The sequence below is a fragment of the Enterobacter sp. N18-03635 genome (assembly GCF_004006055.1).
Lineage (GTDB): Bacteria > Pseudomonadota > Gammaproteobacteria > Enterobacterales > Enterobacteriaceae > Enterobacter > Enterobacter vonholyi.
The window spans coordinates 1377252-1396873 of sequence record NZ_CP034769.1 but is presented as its reverse complement, the minus strand read 5'-3'; the positions used below and the strand labels follow the sequence as shown (position 1 = coordinate 1396873).

The window sequence follows — 19622 nt, the reverse complement described above, 5'->3', positions numbered from 1 at the left end:
TGCGCATAGTGCGCGTCTGCGCCGTTACATTCATCCAGATTATTCCTAATCTGACAGGCGATAAATCCACCAGCGCTTAACCATTTTACGGATTTCACGTGGTTTTTTTTCAACAGCGCCTCAACCGTTGCCGCATATTTCCTTTACACTGCAACCTTTACCTCATTTGACATAAGCTGACAGGAGAAAGGATGCCTGGGTTATCCCGCACATCGTCGGTCTGGTTGCCGGTCGCAGTGATACTCATTGCCATGTTGTCCATTCAAAGCGGTGCTTCGCTTGCAAAATCACTTTTTCCGCTGGTCGGTGCGCCCGGGGTAACAGCCCTGCGTATCGTGCTGGGCACGGCGATACTGGTGGTCATTTTCAAACCCTGGCGTCTGCGCTTCAAAAAGGAGCAGCGTTTACCCCTGCTGTTTTATGGACTCTCCCTGGGGGCGATGAACTATCTGTTCTACCTCTCTATACAGACGATACCGCTGGGGATCGCCGTCGCGCTGGAGTTTACCGGTCCGCTGGCGGTGGCGCTTTTCTCCTCGCGACGTCCGGTCGATTTTATCTGGGTAGTGCTAGCCGTTCTGGGCTTATGGTTCCTGCTTCCCCTGGGCCAGAGTGTCGCTGAGATTGATCTGACGGGCGCCGCGCTGGCGCTGGGTGCAGGCGCCTGCTGGGCTGTCTATATTCTCACGGGACAGCGTGCAGGCGAAGAGCACGGTCCGGCAACGGTGGCGTTGGGTTCTCTGATTGCGGCCATCGTATTTGTGCCCATCGGCATGGCGCAGGCAACAGAATCTATCTGGCAATGGTCCGTCATGCCCATCGGGCTGGCAGTCGCGATTCTCTCTACCGCACTCCCCTATTCTCTGGAGATGATTGCCCTTACGCGTCTGCCGACACGCATATTTGGCACCCTGATGAGCATGGAGCCTGCCCTTGCCGCCATTTCCGGCATGGTGTTTCTCGGCGAAACCCTCACGTTGACCCAGACGCTGGCGCTCTGCTCGATTATCGCGGCTTCAATGGGCTCTACGCTCACTATGCGCCCGGAACCTAAAGTTGAAAAGGTGGATATCAGCTAAGGCCATATATTCTGCATGGCTTCCACGCCATGCAGAATAAAGGCCAGAAAGGCAGACGTTATAATTTCTTACACACTTTGCGCTATTTTCGAAATATCCCTCTACGTTTGTGTCCCCATCCAGCAATTAAGATTGATCTGTATAAATTTAAAAATTAGTCACTAATTTCAATAAATTAAATTCTCAACCCACTTCTCGCTATTAAACCGATAGGCACAGCCAAACCGCAGAGAAAAAATCCGGTGCTATACTTAGTTCCGTAATTACCTGGGACATAAACATCAAGAGGATATGAGATTATGAGTACCGCTAAACTGGTGAAAACGAAAGCGTCTAATCTGCTTTATACCCGTAACGATGTACCGGACAGCGACAAAAAAGCGACCATTGAGTTGCTGAATCGCCAGGTGATCCAGTTCATCGATCTTTCGCTGATCACCAAACAGGCCCACTGGAATATGCGCGGTGCAAACTTTATTGCCGTTCATGAAATGCTGGATGGCTTCCGCACAGCACTGGTTACCCACCTCGATACGATGGCTGAGCGTGCCGTTCAGCTAGGCGGCGTGGCGCTGGGAACCACACAGGTGATCAACAGCAAAACGCCTCTGAAGAGTTATCCGCTCGATATCCATACCGTTCAGGATCACCTGAAAGAGCTGGCGGACCGCTACGCGATTGTGGCAAACGATGTGCGCAAAGCGATTGGCGAAGCCAAAGATGAAGATACTGCAGATATCTTTACCGCCGCGTCCCGCGACCTGGATCAATTCCTGTGGTTCATCGAATCTAACATCGAATAATTCATACGAAATTTCTATCCAACCCTCGCCTTCCGGTGAGGGTTTTGCATATCTATGGTGCACGTTTTTTGCCTGAGACAGTGCAAAAGTGAAAAAATTGTAATAATCACCTCACACAACCGTTAACGGAAGATTGTTTTTTCGTCAGAATTTACGCTAAATATCTCCCCGTCAGTTGAGCCAAACGAAGCGCACCAAAACAGTGCTCCACTTTGGTGCAATAAAACCTCATTGCCCCATTAATTGTGCAATGCATGACATCATCCCCTTTGCAAAACAATAGCTTGTAAAGTTGGCACGATTTTTTCATTGTGCCAGCTGTTCTCGCAGGGGATCGCCCCGTGGATATAAAAGGAAATGCTATGAAGTCTGTATTAAAAGTTTCACTGGCTGCACTTACCCTGGCTTTTGCAGTGTCCTCTCAGGCTGCCGACAAACTGGTTGTGGCGACCGACACGGCGTTCGTTCCGTTTGAATTCAAACAGGGTGATAAATACGTTGGTTTTGATGTGGATCTGTGGGCCGCTATCGCAAAAGAACTCAAACTGGATTACACCCTGAAGCCTATGGACTTCAGCGGCATTATCCCGGCACTGCAAACCAAGAACGTTGATCTGGCGCTGGCAGGTATCACCATTACCGATGAACGTAAAAAAGCGATCGACTTCTCTGACGGCTACTACAAAAGCGGCCTGCTGGTCATGGTCAAAGCCGATAATAACGACGTAAAAAGCGTGAAAGATCTCGACGGCAAAGTGGTTGCGGTGAAGAGCGGCACCGGTTCTGTTGATTACGCGAAAGCAAATATCAAAACCAAAGACCTGCGCCAGTTCCCGAACATCGACAACGCGTACATGGAACTCGGCACCAACCGTGCTGACGCGGTTCTTCACGACACGCCTAACATCCTGTACTTCATCAAAACAGCCGGTAACGGTAAGTTCAAAGCCGTTGGCGAGTCTCTGGAAGCACAGCAGTATGGTATCGCGTTCCCGAAAGGCAGCGACGACCTGCGCACGAAAGTTAACGGCGCGTTGAAAACGCTGAAAGAGAACGGCACCTATAACGAAATCTACAAAAAATGGTTCGGTACCGAGCCTAAATAATAAGACGTAAAAATGACGTTCACTCGGGGGCGACCTTTCGCCCCTGCTATTTTTGAAACACGGTAACAGTAACAGGAAATTATCATGCAGTTTGACTGGAGCGCCATCTGGCCTGCCATTCCTATCTTGCTTGAAGGCGCTAAAATGACTCTGTGGATTTCGGTCCTGGGTCTGGTTGGTGGGTTGATTATCGGTCTTGTCGCCGGTTTCGCTCGCACCTACGGCGGCTGGATCGCAAACCACATCGCACTGGTTTTCATCGAAGTGATCCGCGGCACACCTATTGTCGTGCAGGTCATGTTCATCTACTTCGCCCTGCCAATGGCATTCACCGACCTGCGCATCGACCCGTTCAGCGCAGCCGTCGTCACCATTATGATCAACTCAGGTGCCTATATTGCGGAAATCACCCGCGGTGCGGTGCTGTCGATTCATAAAGGTTTCAGTGAAGCCGGTCTGGCGTTAGGTCTTTCTCGTCGCGAAACGATCCGCCACGTTATTCTGCCGCTGGCGCTGCGTCGAATGCTGCCACCGCTCGGCAACCAGTGGATCATCAGCATTAAAGATACGTCGCTGTTCATTGTTATCGGCGTGGCCGAGCTGACCCGTCAGGGTCAGGAGATCATTGCTGGCAACTTCCGCGCGCTGGAAATCTGGAGTGCGGTAGCCGTTGTCTACCTGATCATTACTCTGGTTCTGAGCTTCGTTCTGCGTCGTCTTGAAAGAAGGATGAAAATCCTGTGATTGAATTTAAAAACGTTTCCAAGCACTTTGGCCCAACCCAGGTGCTGCACAATATCGATCTGAACATTAAACAGGGTGAAGTGGTGGTGATTATTGGGCCATCCGGCTCCGGTAAATCCACCCTGCTGCGCTGCATCAACAAGCTGGAAGAGATCACCAGCGGCGATCTGATCGTCGACGGCCTGAAAGTGAACGACCCGAAAGTCGACGAGCGCTTAATTCGTCAGGAAGCGGGCATGGTGTTCCAGCAGTTCTACCTGTTCCCGCACCTGACGGCGCTGGAGAACGTGATGTTTGGCCCACTGCGCGTGCGCGGTGCCAACAAAGCGGCGGCGGAAGCGCTGGCAAAAGATCTGCTGGCGAAAGTCGGCCTGGCTGAACGCGCGCACCACTACCCTTCCGAGCTGTCCGGTGGTCAACAGCAGCGCGTGGCGATTGCCCGCGCCCTGGCGGTCAAACCGAAAATGATGCTGTTTGATGAGCCTACGTCCGCACTCGACCCGGAGCTGCGCCACGAGGTGCTGAAAGTCATGCAGGATCTGGCGGAAGAAGGGATGACGATGGTTATCGTGACCCACGAAATCGGCTTCGCTGAGAAAGTGGCGTCCCGCCTGATCTTTATTGATAAAGGCCGTATCGCGGAAGACGGTAACCCGCAGGAATTGATTGCGAACCCGCCGAGTCAGCGTTTGCAGGAGTTCCTGCAGCACGTATCCTGATCTCTCGCTTACACGTAAGCCGGGCATGCCCGGCTTTTTTACGCCAGATTGTTCCCAAAAATCCCCCTCCGCGTCCCGACTTCTATACTTATCATTTTGTTCGACATTTTCACCGGAGGACGCCGTGCCGTGGATCCTGTTGCTGTTGATTAGCCTGTTTAGTGCGCCATCGTTCGCCGTCGCGATCCCCGGCGTGACCACCGGAACAACCGCCAGCCAGCAAAATACTCCCCCGCCGGAACCGGATGTCGAACAGAAAAAAGCCGCCTACAGCGCCCTCGCCGACGTCCTTGAGAACGACACCTCCCGGCAGGAACTCATCAGCCAGCTGAGGAAAGTGGCCGCCACGCCGCCGCAGGAGCCGGTGCCTGCTATCACCCCGCCCCAGGTGGAGGAGCAAAAAACGGTGCTGGAAAATGTCACCGACGTAAGCCGCCACTATGGGGAAGCCCTCTCCTCGCGCTTTGCTCAGCTCTACCGCAACCTGATTGGATCGCCGCATAAGCCGTTTAACCCACACACGTTTACCGCCGCCGCCACGCAGTTCCTGATGCTGGCCGGTGCGGTATTTCTTTTTTACTGGCTGGTGCGCCTGTGCGCGTGGCCGCTGTACCGCAAAATGGGACAATGGGGACGAAGGAAGAATCAGCATAAAAGCAGCTGGCTGCACCTGCCGTTGATGATCGCCTCAGCGTTTATCATCGATTTACTGCTGCTGGCCTTGACGCTGTTTTTAGGCCAGATGCTCGCCGACAGGCTGAACGCAGGCAATAAAACCATCGCCTTTCAGCAGTCGCTTTTCCTGAATGCCTTTGCCCTGATCGAGTTCTTCAAGGCGCTGCTGCGGTTACTCTTTTGTCCGCACGTACCGGAGCTACGTCCCTTCTCAATTCGCGATGCGAGCGCCAGGTACTGGGCGCTGCGTCTGAGCGTGCTCAGCGGGCTGATTGGCTACGGTCTGCTGGTTGCCGTGCCGATCATCTCCAACCAGGTAAACGTCCAGTTTGGCGCGCTGGCAAACGTCATTATCATGATCTGCATTACCGTCTGGTCGCTGTATCTTATCTTCCACAATAAAAAAACCATTACCCAAAGCCTGCTGAATCTGGCCGATCGCTCCCTTTCGTTCTTTAGCCTCTTTATCCGCGCTTTCGCCCTGGTGTGGCACTGGCTGGCAAGCGCCTACTTCATCGTATTGTGCTTCTTCTCGCTGTTCGACCCGGGCAATAGCCTGAAATTTATGATGGGGGCGACGTTCAAAAGCCTGGCCATTATCGGGATCGCGGCGTTTGTATCGGGGCTGCTGTCGAGCTGGATTTCGAAAACCATCACCCTGTCGCCGCAGGTACAGCGTAATTACCCGGAACTGCAAAAACGGGTAAACGGCTGGATGTCGGTATCGCTGAAGGTGGCGCGCATCCTCACCGTCTGCGTGGCGATCATGCTGCTCCTGAATGCCTGGAGCCTGTTTGATTTCTGGAACTGGCTGCACAACGGTGCGGGTGAGAAAACGGTCGACATCCTGATTCGCATCGCGTTGATTTTGTTCTTCTCTGCCGTCGGCTGGACGCTGCTGGCGAGCCTCATCGAGAACCGTCTGGTATCGGATATTCACGGCAGGCCTCTGCCCAGCGCGCGGGCAAGAACGCTGTTAACGTTGTTCCGTAACGCGCTGGCGGTCATTATCAGTACCATCACCATCATGATTGTGCTGTCGGAAATCGGGGTGAATATCGCCCCGCTGCTGGCCGGTGCCGGTGCCCTGGGCCTGGCGATCTCCTTCGGGTCGCAAACGCTGGTGAAGGATATTATTACCGGCATCTTTATCCAGTTTGAGAACGGGATGAACACGGGCGATCTGGTAACCATCGGGCCGTTAACCGGCACCGTTGAGAGGATGTCCATCCGTTCAGTTGGCGTGCGCCAGGACACCGGGGCGTACCACATCATTCCCTGGTCCTCGATAACCACCTTCGCCAACTTTGTGCGCGGCATTGGTTCCGTGGTGGCGAACTACGATGTGGATCGTCATGAGGATGCCGATAAAGCGAAACAGGCGCTGCGCGATGCGGTAGAAGAGCTGATGCAGATGGAGGATATTCGCGGACTGGTGATTGGCGAGCCGTCATTTGCCGGCATTGTCGGGCTGACGAACACGGCGTTTACCCTGCGCGTGTCGTTCACCACCCAGCCGCTGAAGCAGTGGACGGTGCGCTTTGCCCTCGACAGCATGGTGAAAAAACACTTCGATCTGGCGAACGTGCGGATGCCCGTGCAGACGTATCAGGTATTGCCGCCGCCCGCATCGCCGCTCCCTCCGCAGGAGCCGACGCTGTAGCCTGGTTGCCGGGTGGCGGCTTCGCCTTACCCGGCCTACGACGGAGTGCTATTTGCGACGTTTGTTATTGTCCATAAACGACCAGGCGATAAAGCGGCTTTGCTTCTGACCCTGCGCCATCTCTTTTTTCACCACTTTTACGGCGCCCGCCTCGGTCAGGGCGCGGTAAAGTGGCGGCAGGTTATCTCCGCGGGATACCAGCGTCGTGAACCACTTCACCTGACGCCCAAACTGTTTGCTTTCCGCAATCATGCGCAGGATAAACGCCACTTCGCCCCCTTCACACCAGAGCTCCTGCTGCTGACCACCGAAATTCAGCGCGGCATCCTCAGCCTGACCCAGGTTGCGGCGCTTGCGCTCGCTGCCCGCACGGGCCGATGCCGCCGAATCATGGAAAGGTGGATTGCACATCGTGGCGTCATAGCTTTCGTTTTTGTGAATAATGCCGTTGAAGATCGAAGCCGTATCTTTCTGTCGACGCAGGCGAATGGCGCGGCTTAATCCCGGGTTAGCGTTGATAATCGCCTGGGCGCTGGCAAAGGCCTCGTCACCGATTTCACTTCCGGTAAAGCGCCACTGGTATTCATGCGCGCCAATCAGCGGGTAAATCAGGTTTGCCCCGGTGCCAATATCCAGAATGGTGGCCTGCTGTGGAACAACACCCTCATTACCTTCGGCAAGAAGGTCAGCAAGGTGGTGAATGTAATCAGCCCGGCCCGGTACGGGTGGACAGAGAAAGCCTTCCGGAATATCCCATTGAGCCACACCGTAAAAATGCGCCAGCAGGGCTTTGTTCAGCATTTTCACCGCCTGCGGGTCAGCAAAGTTGACCGAGGGCTCACCCGCTGGGGTCTGAACAAGGTAGTCCTGCAGCGGCGGGCAGCTCAGGCATAACGCGTTCATGTCGTAGCGGCTGCGGTGGCGATTTCGCGGGTGTAATCCCGGCTTTTGGGCAGTCATGGCATTCTCCTTTAAACAGCGGCGTAAGATACCCTGTGCTGGCTCAACGGTAAATCTTTCTCTGCGGCGCTTAGAAACTCGCCATAAATCAAGCACCTTTATGTCTATGATCCGTCAGCGAATTGTCAACTTATATCGTTCAAAAAATAAGCAGATCATCATCAAATATTTGCGCTAAGTCACACTCGTCAGGCTTCTAAACTTAAGGGGAATCACCTGTTGTTTCCTCATGAGGATGTGATTATGAAAAAGTACCTGACCCTTGCTGTTATCGCAGCCGCCCTGACGACCGCGTCATTTTCTGCCATGGCCGTTCAGTCGCTGACCCAGAGTACCGACACCAGCCAGCTTCGTCCTGCGGGCACCGTTTCGGTTAGCCGCGCCAGTAACCTTGACGATCTACAGGCTAAACTTGCTGAAAAAGCCCGCCAGGAGGGTGCAAAAGGATTCGTGGTGAACTCCGCTGGCGGAGACAACCATATGTACGGCACCGCGACCATCTATAAATAATCTTTCTCTTCCACAAGACTGCATCTGCCCAACGGGTGCAGTTCTCTTCTCCCTTCGCCTTGATTGTTCATTTTTTAACCCCATAGTGAACGTATACCTTAAACCGATTTCAGGAGGGCGCTATGGCTTCCGGCTGGGCAAATGACGACGCTGTTAACGAACAGATCAACAGTACTATTGAAGATGCGGTTGCGCGTGCCCGCGGTGAAATTCCGCGCGGCGAAAGCCTAACTGAATGTGAAGAATGCGGAGACCCCATTCCGGAAGCGCGCCGAAAAGCCATTCCCGGCGTAAGGCTTTGCATCATCTGCCAGCAGCATAAAGATTCGAAAAACTCATCGCACTCGGGATATAATCGCAGAGTTTCGAAAGACAGCCAGCTACGTTGACTTTACTTTACCTAAGCTAACCGCGCACTCCCCTGGCTTTACGCTCACGATTTTTAGCGAACCGCGTAGCAAAATGTGCCCTTCATTTCGCGTCTGTAAAGCGTATCCACAAGAAGTGTAAAGCGGTGCTTTGAATTTATTAATATTCAATAAGTTATTTGTCATTCAATTTTTTTGAGCAACCACGTCAATTCTCTTCGATTTTATCTCTCGAGAAAAACCGTGATACTTATCACATCGACGGAACATCGTCCCCTTAACAGAAACACCTGCGAGAGATTAATTATGAAAACCATCAAATTTGCTGTAGCTGCTGTTGCCCTGTCCGCTCTGTCTTTCGGCGCTTTCGCTGTCGAGCCTGTCTCTTCTGCTCAGGCACAGAACATGAATAAAGTCGGTGTGGTCAGTGCTGATGGCGCCACCACGCTGGACGGCCTGGAAGCCAAACTGGCTGAAAAAGCCGCTGCTGCTGGTGCAAGCGGATACACCATTACTTCCGCTAACGGTAATAACAAGCTGAGCGGTACCGCGGTTATCTACAAGTAATCGACTGAATGAATGCTGTCCCCTCGCCATACCCTCTGGTGAGCTGCTCCACCCTCATTGACCCTGTTGTTGTTACCCTTGCTTGCCCGTCCGCCACTGGACGGGCTTTTTTTTGTCTAAAACGCCTGCGCCACACGTTCAAGCCCGGCCTGGACAGATTCCACTTCGCCGGTTGCCAGCAAACAGCAGGCCATTTGCAGCTTAATCGAATGCGGAACAGGAACATTTCCGGCAAGGCACTGCTCAATCCAGTGGGCTGTAGTATGGGGATCTTTTGCCTCAGGCAATATCACGCCGGTATTCTCTTCCCCACGCTCAAGAATGGCGCGCGTACCTGAAGAATCAATCAGCATGATCTGCGGGCAGCGCTGCGGGTTCGCATAAACCTCGCCTTCCGTGCCGTGCATCAACAGCGCCCTTGCGCCAATTGCCTCAAAGAATTGCCCCACGCGTGCCACGTATTCCGGGTGCGAGACGCTGGAGAGACGCAGGGCGGCATCTTCGCCAAACGGCGTGGCCAGTTTTGCCAGCGTATGCGCGCTGTTGCGCACGCCCATGCGCCAGCGCATATCAAGCTGCTTCTCCAGCGGCGGGCAGAGCGTGCCGACCGGGATATAAACAGGCTGGTGGCCATCCAGCTTAGCCTGCGCCTGACCGGCATGAAGCGTTGGTTCAATCCCCAACATCCCGAAAATGGTCTCCGTCAGCACGCGGGTGGGATCTTCGCTTACGCCGTGCACCACCACCGGGAATCCCAGCTTGTGTAATAAGATAGCGAGCAGCGGAGTTAAATTTGCCTGCTTGCGCGCACCGTTGTAGCTCGGGATCACTATCGGCATAGGTTTTGCCACCGGCGGCGTTAAGCGCAGCGTTTGTGCCTGCATGGCTTCATAGAAGCCATGCATCTCCGCTTCACCTTCGCCTTTAATACGCAGCGCAATAAGGATACCGCCCAACTCAAGCTCCGGAACCTCGCCGTTAAGCATACGGGTGTAAAGCGCGCGAGCAGTTTCATGGTCCAGGTCGCGGGCATGATGCTTCCCACGCCCTACCTCTTTGATAATTTTACGATAATCCACGACATTTCTCCTTACAGCAGGTTATCAACAATATAGCCCTGATAATGACTCCGCCGTTAGTTTTTTTGGCCGCCCTGCTGATTTTTATAATTAATTGTTTTATTGAGAAAAATTATTTTGCAAGAATTAATTGAATTATTTGGAAGCCGCGCAGGACCTTTCCCGACCCGAGTTTTCTGATTAAATAACCAGCGGTGAGTAGTTGAGACATAACTTCGAATAATGCGGGATGCAGATGTCGAAAGGAGAAACATACAGGTTTAAATATGAAAAAAGTCACTTTAGGTTTATTCATTGCTGCCGCTCTGGGATGCTCTGCATCTTCGTTCGCAGCATCCACCGGTGAAGGGCAAATTAACTTCACAGGTGAAATTATCGATTCCGCCTGTCAGGTCGTTAACGGCTTAAGCAGTCCGCTGAATGTTGCTCTGGGCAAAGTATCCAAAACAACATTTACAGGTGTAGGCTCTACCAGCACCTTAACGAAATTTGATATTCAGTTAAAAGACTGCCCGGAAACGGTCACGTCTGCAGCCATTAATTTCGGTGGTACGCCAGATGCGGACAATAACACCACGCTGTCCTTGACCCCGGGTGCGACGACTGCAGCTGGCGTGGCGATTCAGCTGGTTGATTCTTCCGAACAGCCTGTCAGTTTATATACGCCTTCCAAGCAGTACCCTTTAGCTGCTGGAACGACGGTAAATAATCTGGAGTTTGGCGCGCGTTATATTCAGACTCAGGCATCGATCACTGCCGGCCAGGCTAACTCAGCCTCTACTTTTACAGTGATTTATAACTGATACGATCAATGAGGAGATATTCGTCTTCACGCGAAGGCTAATATTTCCTCTTTCATTGAGACAGATTTATGCGACACAGTTATTTATTAAGCGCACTTTTACTGACCGCAGTAACAGCCCATGCAGGTGTGATTATTAATGGCACCCGACTGGTTTATCAGGGAGAGAAAAAAGAGTCTTCGATTGGGATTTCCAATCCGGATGAGATTAACTATCTGGTACAGTCCTGGGTGGATACCGGTTTGAAAAAAGGCGGTAAAGCGCCATTTCTGATTACTCCACCGCTGTTCCGTCTGAACGCTAAAGAAGATAACGTGTTGCGTGTGGTCCGCACCGGCGGAAATATGCCAGAAGACCGCGAGTCGTTGTACTGGTTAAATATTAAAGCCATTCCTTCTTCAAGCCATGAAGAGGGCATTAATACATTACAAATAGCCATTAATACCCGTATTAAATTGCTGTATCGCCCTGCATCGATTAAAGGTAAACCCGAAGCAGTTGCTGACAAACTGGAATGGCACCGCGAAGGCAATGATCTGGTGGTAAACAACCCCACGCCTTTCTATATGAATTTCCAGAGCGTTACGCTGAACGGCCAAAAAGTGGCAAAAGCGACCTGGGCTGTGCCAAATACCTCTACCCGCTTTGCTCTTCCGGCAAATATGCGCGGTAACACCGTAAGCTGGTCGGTCATTACCGATTACGGAAGCATCAGTAAAACCTGGTCTGCATCCGTTCGTTAATACTCTGTTGACGCCTGAATAATCATGTACAGCACAAATAAGCCGCTATTACGTCGACTGCGTGAAATGCTGCCCACTTTTTGTGGAATAGCGGTGACATGCTGCGCGCTGCAGGCCCACGCTGATGATTATTTTAACCCTGCCCTGCTGGATATTGATAATCCAGAGCAGGCAAAGACCGATCTCTCTGTTTATGAAAAAGGTCCCGGTCAGGCGCCAGGTAAATATCAGGTCACGGTGTTCGTCAATAACAATAAAATCGACACCCGTGACGTCCTTTTTACATTACAAAAAGATGCTCAGGGAGAAGATTCCCTGCAGCCTTGCCTGAGTCTGGATGAATTAACGCGTCTGGGCATCAAAACCAAAGATTATCCAAAGCTGGCGGCAAAAGGGGAATGCGCGGACCTCAGCGCCATTCCTTCGGCCTCGGCAACTTTCCGAATTAAAAACCAGCAACTACTGCTGAGTATTCCCCAGTCGGCTCTGGGCCAGGTGCCTCGCGGCTACATCGACCCGAAAGAGTATGACGAAGGGATCACCGCGGGCATCCTGAACTATAGCGTTAACGCCAGCCAAAGCCACGCCCGCCAGCAAGGGGAAGCGGACAACAGCAGCCAGTTTATTAACCTGCGTCCCGGTTTTAACATTGGTGCCTGGCGCGTGCGTAATTACAGTACCTGGAACCACAATTCGGATGGCGGTCAGGACGACGGCAAGCTGAACACGGTCTACACCTATGCCCAGCGCGATATCGTGGGGCTGAAGAGCGAGCTGACCGTGGGACAGAGCAGCACCCAGGCCGACGTTTTCGACAGTGTCTCTTACACTGGCGCACAGCTGGCTACCGAAAGCGACATGCTGCCGGACAGCGAGCGCGGGTATGCCCCGGTGGTACGCGGTACGGCGCACAGTAACGCCCAGGTGGTGGTTCGCCAGAATGGCTACGTTATCTACCAAAACACCGTCGCCCCAGGCGCGTTTGAGATTAACGATCTCTACCCCACCGGCAGCAGCGGCGATCTGAACGTCACGGTAAAAGAGACCGACGGTAGCGAGAGTCATTTCGTGGTGCCGTTTGCCTCCGTGCCGGTGCTGCAGCGGGAAAAACACCTGAAGTACAGCGTCGCTGCGGGGCGCTACCGTTCATACGATAAAGAGGTTGAGAAGACCCCTTTCACCCAGGGCAGCGCCATCTATGGCCTGTCACACGGCGTCACCGTTTACGGCGGTACGCAACAGAGTTCGCATTACCACTCCGCCGCGCTCGGTGCAGGGAAAAACTTTGGCGATCTCGGAGCGTTCTCCGTAGACGTTACCCGCGCCAAAGCGTTACTGAAAAAGCGCAAAACCAGCAAAGGGCAATCCCTTCGTCTGCGCTACAGCAAAAATTTTACCGCGACCGGCACTAACTTTTCGCTGGCGGGTTATCGCTACAACAGCAAAGGGTTTTATACCCTGCAGGACACCATGGAGTCCTGGACCAGTGCAAATGACTGGTCCGCTCCACAGCAGCGCCGCTCGCGGGCGGAGGCCACCATCGACCAGACCCTGGGCGACAAGTGGGGTTCGGTGACGCTAAGCCTGGTGAAAGAGCGTTACTGGAGCCAGAGTCAGGATATGACCTCCCTGAGCGTTAACTACAACAACAGCTGGCACGGCGTGAGCTATAGCCTGAGCTACAGCGTCAATAAAAACAGCAACGACACGGACGAGGACGGTAAATCCATCAGCTATGACCGACAAATCGGCCTCAACGTGTCGGTTCCACTCGACCGCTGGCTGCCTAATACCTGGGCAAACTACAGCCTGAACAACAGTAAAGACGGCACCACCCACAACCTGGGGCTGAATGGTACCGCGCTGGAGGGAGACAAGCTGAGCTGGAACGTGCAGCAGGGGCTGGACAGCGCCAATAACAACACCGCCACCAGTATGAATGCGGATTACAAAGGCACCTACGGTGAAGTGCACGGCGGCGTAAGCCAGGACAGCCATCAGCACACCGTGAACGCCGGGATCCAGGGCGGCATTGTCGCCCACTCTGACGGCATCACCTTCGGTCAGACCCTGGGAGAAACCGTGGTGCTGATTAAAGCGCCGGGCACGCATGGCACACACGTTGCCAACCAGACGGGCGTGGAAACGGACTATCGCGGCTATACGCTGGTGCCGTTTGTCACTCCGTGGCGTCACACCCCAATTTCGCTGGACACGGAGACACTGCCAGAAGATGCCGACGTGACGCACGCCTCGCAGACGGTTACACCAACACGCGGCGCGATAGTTCGTGCCAGCTTCGATACACGCGTGGGCAACCGCGTCTTAATGACGCTGGCCTGGAAAGACAAACCGCTACCCTTCGGCGCAACGGTTACCACGGAAGATAAGAGCAGTGAATTTATCGTCGGTAACGACGGCGTGGTGTATCTCACCGGACTGCCGCAGCACGGACGCCTTTTCGTTTCCTGGGGCAAGGAGGGGAGCGAGCATTGCGTCGCCGATTACGCCCTGATGCAAGAGAAGGATAACACCAACATTATTAACGCTGCGGCGCAGTGTCACTGATTAACACCGGACCGATCATGATGCAGATAGCAAAATCATTTTTCTTACTTTTAGTTCTGGCGACGGCAGCACTCTTTATGCCGCACGCGAAAGCTTCTTGCCAATCGCCGAGCCTGCCCGCGCTACTATCATTAACGTCGATTTCAGTCTCCACCAGCCTGCCCGTAGGTTCGACCATTCCGGGAACTGAACGCACCGTGCACATATCGGGAAACTGTTACTACGCGCCGGATGCGGGTCAGCCAATCATCGCGTGCTACAACGGCTTCGGCAAAGAGATCCCCGGGCTCCCTGGCGTCTATGAAACAGGCGTTGCTGGTATCGGCATCTCGCTAAGAAATGATAAAGGACAGCGCGTGACCGGCGCAGCGGACCAGATTTGTTCGGCGAATATGCCCGTAGGCCAGGTCTCCGGTACGATAAACAGCGACTCTACCATCCCCTTTAGCTTTGACGTGATGCTGGAACTGGTAAAAACCAGCGAAACCGTGGCTTCGGGCGCACTGACAATGAGCAATACGCAATTCAACCTTGCAGTGGGACGCGTTGAGGCCCTGGGTGACCCTAATACCCTCTCTTACTCAGGCAATGTTCAGGTAAAAGCAGTGACCTGTTCGGTGTCACCTAAATCCCTGACCGTCACGCTGGGTGATTTTCCGGTGAGCCGTTTTACCGGTCCGGGAACACTGGTCTCCCAGTCGGTATTCAATATCGGCATGCTCTGCGATCGGGATGTACAGCCGGAAATGATGATCACCAGCGCCAATGGCTATGAAACGAATTTTCCCGGCGTGATCAAATTAACGCCGGAAAGCGGCGTCGCCACCGGCGTGGGGGTGAAAATGCTCTTTAACGGCCAGATACCTGTTTTCGGGCAATATATGAATACCTTTACCGCCTATGCCAATATCCAGTCGCAATATCCCTTCAGCGTCTCTTACGAACAAACCAGTTCGGAGGTGACGCCCGGAACGGCGAATACCGTCGCAACCATTACGGTAGCCTACAAATGAAAATGTTATTAACCCTTTTACTGCTTGGAGTGGCCAGCCAGAGCCTGGCGGAAGAAATTCAACTCGATGTTCGCGGAAACATTTATGCCAACGCCTGCCAGGTGGACAGCGCCAGCCAGAACCTGACGGTCAATCTGGGCACAGCGAATACCGGCGATTTTAAGGATGTGGGCGATACCGGACAATGGAAATCATTCGACTTAACCCTGTCGAAATGCCCAACCACTTCCGTGCTGGCCACGGCCACCTTTCACGGTCAGCCAGACAGCCTTCATCCGACTAAATTCGCCAGCACCGGAACCGCGAAAGGACTGGCGCTGGAGCTTGCCGACCCGCAGGATCAGATCTCGCTTGCCCCGGACGCCAGCTTCAGCGTGCTGATCAACCAGAACAATCACACGGCGGATTTCCCGCTGGCCGCCCGCTATTACGCCACCTCATTGCCGGTCACGGCAGGAACGTTCAGCAGCGTGGTGCAGGTGACCTTCATTTACCAGTAGGACCGTGCCCCTTAGCACGGATGCTTTTCTTGCGCCCGGCGGCTGGTTTTGCCGGGCGTTTTTTTACCTCGGGCACCTCTGGCTGTTCGATCGGGAAGATCGGCAGCGCGTTCAGTAGCCGTTGGCCGTAATTTTTGGTGAGCAGACGTTTGTCATAAATCACCACCTCCCCCCAGCAGCCGTGGCTACGGATCAGACGCCCGACCTGCTGAATGAGGTTAAACGATGCCGCAGGTAAACTCTGCACCTCAAACGGATAGCGATTGAGGCTTTTCAGCCACTCCCCTTCGGTGATCACCACCGGGCTATCGATAGGCGGGAAGGCGATTTTATGGATATGCACCTGCGTCAGGTAATCGCCCTTCAAATCCAGACCTTCCGCGAAGGACTGTAATCCCACCAGCACGCTGCGCTCGCCGTTATCAATGCGTTTGCGGTGCGTTTCCACCAGCCGGTAGCGCGGCTGATCGCCCTGCACCAGCAGCAATAAACGCAGATCGGTGACGTGCTCCAGGAAGCGCTGCATCGCGCGTCCGCTGGCAAACAGCACCAGCATGCCGGGGTATTTCCTGCTCTCAACCTGTTCGCGGAAGTAGGCCGCCATTTCCGCAATGTGCTGCTCTTCGTTGTCGATGAGCGGCTCGTAATTCATGCGCGGGATCACCAGCTTACCCTGCTCGCAGTGGTTAAACGGCGAGTCCAGCGCGACAAAACGATCGCCCGCTTTCTCTTTAAGCCCGCTCATTTCCTGCAAACGAGAAAAACTGTTCAGGGAGCGCAGCGTGGCGGAGGTGACCACCACGTGCGGTACGCTGCGCCAGATGAGCTTTTCCAGCTGATCGGCCACGCGGATGCCCACGCAGTGGAAAAAGAGATGCACCTGGCCGTCTCGCACTTCACGGGTGGCCCATTTGGTGACCGGCGCGCCCGACGCCTGCGCCATCGAGGCCAGCCGCCAGAGCTTGCTCTGCGCTTCGAACATCCCCAGCGCACGGTTCATTTGCAGAAGGATACGGTGCAGGCGAACAACGTCATGGGTGCCGGTTTTCTCGCTGAGATCGTTCAGGAACATCTCCGCCAGCCCGCGCAGCTTTTCCAGATGCTTCGCCAGCTGCTGGCAGATGTCCATCACCTCGTCCGGCAGTTCGCCCATGGCAAAACGGTGTTCGGCCTCCTGGGTTGCCGGAAGATAAAGATTCAGGATGTTGTTCAGCGACGAGATAAGGCTGTAAACCTCTTCACAGTGGTCGCTCAGACGCTCCGGTACCGCCAGCGGCGGCGTGGTTTTCGGGCGGAACTGCTCCATGCAGGTGGCGACAAGCTTGCAGAAGAGATCCAGCTGCAGGCGGAACCAGGGCGCGGTAATTTCCGCGCTCATCTCCAGCGCGTCGCGCGCCACGTCGGGCAGATGGTGTCCTTCGTCGAGCACCAGCAGCAGGTTTTTCGGCTCCGGCAGCACCGCTTCGCTCTCCAGCGCCGCCATCACCAGGGCGTGGTTAGCCACCACCACTTCGGCTTCCTGAATTTCGCGCCGCGCGACGAAGAACGGGCATTCGCGGTAGTAGTGACAGTTGCGGTTCAGACAGCTGGCTTTGTCGGTGCTGAGCCTGCGCCACAGATCGTCGCTGATGGCTTTATCGGTGTGATCGCGCAGGCCGTCCCACTTATAGCCATCAAGATCGCCTTTCAGCGTTGCGCAGAGCTCCTGCTCGGCTTTGTTGTTTGGCGTGAGATCGTCGTCGAGGAACGCCAACAAATCCTGTTGCGACGCCTCGCTGCTGGCAAGCCCTGCCAGGTTACGCGGGCAGACGTAGCGCCCGCGGCCGAAGGCGGCCGTAAACCGCAGGTCGGGGATGATTTTGCGCAGCAGCGGTAAATCTTTACTAAAGATCTGGTCCTGCAAGGCCACGTTGGCGGTGCTGACCACCAGCGTTTTGTCCTCTTCCCGCGCAATCGCGATGCCGGGAATGAGATACGACAGGGTTTTCCCGACGCCGGTCGGGGCTTCAATCGCCAGATGTCGCCCGTCGTCCCCGGCGAGCGTTTTTGCCACGTCGGCAATCATCTGCCGCTGCGGCGCTCGGGGGATAAAGTCGGGGATCTGCTGTTGTAGCGCCTTATACCATGCGCCAATTTGCGCCTTGAGCGCAGCGGTTAAAGCCATCGGAAAACCTGAAACACTGTATAAACAGCCACTATTGTGGCACTTTCTCTTCTCTGCCGCAAAAAGAAAAGCCCGGCTTTACGACCGGGCTTCCATATTACTGCGGGTTAGCAGGTTTACGCGGGCGGCGTCGACGCTGCCCTTCCCCTGCCGGCTTGCCTTCGCCGCTGCGCCACGGGTTTTCGCCGGCCGGTTTGCCGTCGTTGCTACGACGCGGCGGTTTGCCGGATGACTTCGGCGCGCCACCTTCGGCACGACGCGGCTGCTGGCCGCGACCGCCGCCGCCCTGACCGCGACCGCCCTGACGACCGTTCTGAATCGGCTCGGCTTTGATTGACGGGTCCACTTCATAGCCCGGGGTTTCGATGCGCGGGATCTCTTTCTTCAGCAGGCGTTCGATGTCACGCAGCAGCTTGTGCTCGTCCACGCAAACCAGAGAGAGCGCTTCACCGGTGGCCGCCGCACGGCCGGTACGGCCGATACGGTGCACGTAATCTTCCGGCACGTTTGGCAGCTCGTAGTTCACCACGTGCGGCAGCTCTTCAATGTCGAGGCCACGGGCAGCGATGTCGGTGGCCACCAGCACGCGGATGTCGCCGCACTTGAAGTCCGCCAGCGCACGGGTACGCGCGCCCTGGCTCTTGTTACCGTGGATCGCCGCACTGCGGATGCCGTCTTTGTTCAGCTGTTCAGCCAGGTGGTTGGCACCGTGCTTGGTGCGGGTAAAGACCAGCACCTGCTGCCAGTTACCCTGGCCTATCATCTGGGAGAGCAGTTCCCGCTTGCGCTTTTTATCCACAAAGTGAACGTGCTGCGTCACCTGCTCGGAGGCGGTGTTGCGGCGCGCCACTTCCACTTCCAGCGGGTTATGCAGCAGCTTTTCCGCCAGCGCCTTGATCTCGTCGGAGAAGGTCGCAGAGAAGAGCAGGTTCTGACGACGCGCGGGCAGCTTGGCCAGCACGCGACGAATATCATGGATGAAGCCCATGTCGAGCATGCGGTCGGCTTCGTCCAGCACCAGAATTTCAATGCTATCGAGCTTCACCGCGTTCTGGTGTTCGAGGTCAAGCAGACGGCCCGGCGTTGCTATGAGCACGTCCACGCCGCCGCGCAGCTTCATCATCTGCGGGTTGATGCTGACGCCACCGAAAACCACCAGCGAGCGAATGTTGAGATAGCGGCTATAGTCACGCACGTTCTCGCCAATCTGCGCGGCCAGCTCGCGGGTTGGGGTGAGGATCAGGGCACGAACCGGACGACGGCCTTTGGCGTGCGGCTGATTTTTTACCAGCAGCTCTAACAGCGGCAGGGTAAAGCCCGCGGTTTTACCGGTGCCGGTCTGGGCGCTGGCCATCAGGTCACGTCCCTGAAGAACGGCGGGGATCGCCTGCTGCTGGATTGGGGTTGGCTCAACGTAGCCCTGCTCTGCGATCGCGCGCAGAATTTCCGGGTTCAGGCCAAGGGAATCAAAAGACATAAAAACTCCGAACCGCCCCGACCATCACAGGTGTAGTTTTCAGGGAGATATAACAATTGAGAGGACAAAAACCACAATGTC

Annotated in this window: 18 protein-coding genes; 14 read left to right on the top strand and 4 right to left on the bottom strand. The window is 54.8% G+C overall.

Annotated elements, in window-relative coordinates:
• Positions 1-191 precede the first annotated feature (191 nt).
• The 6 genes from rhtA to ybiO all read left to right on the top strand — a co-directional run bounded on the left by rhtA (position 192) and on the right by ybiO (position 6789).
• Positions 192-1079, top strand: coding sequence for a threonine/homoserine exporter RhtA (rhtA, locus tag ELK40_RS07365; protein ID WP_023334998.1), 888 nt, complete (start codon positions 192-194; stop codon positions 1077-1079).
• Between the two features lie 299 nt (positions 1080-1378).
• Entirely contained in the window at positions 1379-1882 is a 504-nt protein-coding gene (gene dps / locus ELK40_RS07360) for a DNA starvation/stationary phase protection protein Dps (RefSeq protein ID WP_063408106.1), read from the top strand.
• A 362-nt stretch (positions 1883-2244) separates the two neighbouring features.
• Entirely contained in the window at positions 2245-2988 is a 744-nt protein-coding gene (gene glnH / locus ELK40_RS07355) for a glutamine ABC transporter substrate-binding protein GlnH (RefSeq protein WP_013097464.1), read from the top strand.
• An 84-nt stretch (positions 2989-3072) separates the two neighbouring features.
• Positions 3073-3732 (top strand): glutamine ABC transporter permease GlnP, encoded by a 660-nt coding sequence (gene glnP / locus ELK40_RS07350; protein ID WP_014169254.1) that lies wholly within the window; start codon positions 3073-3075, stop codon positions 3730-3732.
• A complete protein-coding gene (glnQ, locus tag ELK40_RS07345; protein WP_028012446.1) occupies positions 3729-4451 on the top strand; it encodes a glutamine ABC transporter ATP-binding protein GlnQ in 723 nt (240 codons plus the stop codon). Before glnP ends, glnQ begins: the two co-directional genes overlap by 4 nt.
• A gap of 124 nt (positions 4452-4575) precedes the next feature.
• Positions 4576-6789, top strand: coding sequence for a mechanosensitive channel protein (gene ybiO / locus ELK40_RS07340; RefSeq protein ID WP_127730137.1), 2214 nt, complete (start codon positions 4576-4578; stop codon positions 6787-6789).
• Between the two features lie 48 nt (positions 6790-6837).
• Here ybiO and rlmF read toward each other — a convergent pair whose 3' ends face one another.
• Positions 6838-7749 carry a 23S rRNA (adenine(1618)-N(6))-methyltransferase RlmF gene (rlmF, locus tag ELK40_RS07335; protein ID WP_164850618.1) on the bottom strand — a complete coding sequence of 304 codons (912 nt, stop codon included), beginning with the start codon at positions 7747-7749 and terminating at the stop codon, positions 6838-6840.
• Between the two features lie 243 nt (positions 7750-7992).
• Between rlmF and mcbA the strand changes: the two genes are divergently transcribed.
• From mcbA to ybiJ, 3 genes are all read left to right on the top strand, one after another.
• Entirely contained in the window at positions 7993-8259 is a 267-nt protein-coding gene (mcbA, locus tag ELK40_RS07330; protein ID WP_111963837.1) for a DUF1471 family periplasmic protein McbA, read from the top strand.
• A 122-nt stretch (positions 8260-8381) separates the two neighbouring features.
• Entirely contained in the window at positions 8382-8648 is a 267-nt protein-coding gene (locus tag ELK40_RS07325) for a DksA/TraR family C4-type zinc finger protein (RefSeq protein WP_127730135.1), read from the top strand.
• Positions 8649-8933: 285 nt separating this feature from the next.
• Positions 8934-9194, top strand: coding sequence for a DUF1471 family protein YbiJ (gene ybiJ / locus ELK40_RS07320; RefSeq protein ID WP_127730133.1), 261 nt, complete (start codon positions 8934-8936; stop codon positions 9192-9194).
• A 116-nt stretch (positions 9195-9310) separates the two neighbouring features.
• Here the strand turns inward: ybiJ and ybiB are convergent, their stop codons facing one another.
• On the bottom strand, positions 9311-10273 hold the full coding sequence (gene ybiB / locus ELK40_RS07315) for a DNA-binding protein YbiB (RefSeq protein ID WP_115874555.1): 963 nt from the start codon (positions 10271-10273) through the stop codon (positions 9311-9313).
• A 266-nt stretch (positions 10274-10539) separates the two neighbouring features.
• Between ybiB and ELK40_RS07310 the strand changes: the two genes are divergently transcribed.
• The 5 genes from ELK40_RS07310 (at position 10540) to ELK40_RS07290 (ending at position 15900) form a co-directional block, all read left to right on the top strand.
• A complete protein-coding gene (locus ELK40_RS07310; RefSeq protein ID WP_115874554.1) occupies positions 10540-11076 on the top strand; it encodes a fimbrial protein in 537 nt (178 codons plus the stop codon).
• A 68-nt stretch (positions 11077-11144) separates the two neighbouring features.
• The gene (locus tag ELK40_RS07305; protein ID WP_115874553.1) at positions 11145-11819 is read left to right on the top strand and encodes a molecular chaperone; all 675 of its coding nucleotides are present in this window, start codon (positions 11145-11147) and stop codon (positions 11817-11819) included.
• Positions 11820-11885: 66 nt separating this feature from the next.
• Positions 11886-14387, top strand: a complete 2502-nt coding sequence (locus tag ELK40_RS07300; protein ID WP_244599411.1) for a fimbria/pilus outer membrane usher protein — start codon at positions 11886-11888, stop codon at positions 14385-14387.
• Positions 14388-14407: 20 nt separating this feature from the next.
• The gene (locus ELK40_RS07295) at positions 14408-15400 is read left to right on the top strand and encodes a fimbrial protein (RefSeq protein WP_127732745.1); all 993 of its coding nucleotides are present in this window, start codon (positions 14408-14410) and stop codon (positions 15398-15400) included.
• On the top strand, positions 15397-15900 hold the full coding sequence (locus tag ELK40_RS07290) for a fimbrial protein (RefSeq protein WP_127730129.1): 504 nt from the start codon (positions 15397-15399) through the stop codon (positions 15898-15900). Before ELK40_RS07295 ends, ELK40_RS07290 begins: the two co-directional genes overlap by 4 nt.
• Here ELK40_RS07290 and dinG read toward each other — a convergent pair.
• Positions 15887-18064 (bottom strand): ATP-dependent DNA helicase DinG, encoded by a 2178-nt coding sequence (gene dinG / locus ELK40_RS07285; RefSeq protein ID WP_127730127.1) that lies wholly within the window; start codon positions 18062-18064, stop codon positions 15887-15889. The genes ELK40_RS07290 and dinG overlap by 14 nt on opposite strands.
• Before the next feature lie 97 nt (positions 18065-18161).
• Entirely contained in the window at positions 18162-19541 is a 1380-nt protein-coding gene (gene rhlE, locus ELK40_RS07280) for an ATP-dependent RNA helicase RhlE (RefSeq protein WP_127730125.1), read from the bottom strand.
• Positions 19542-19622: the final 81 nt, after the last annotated feature.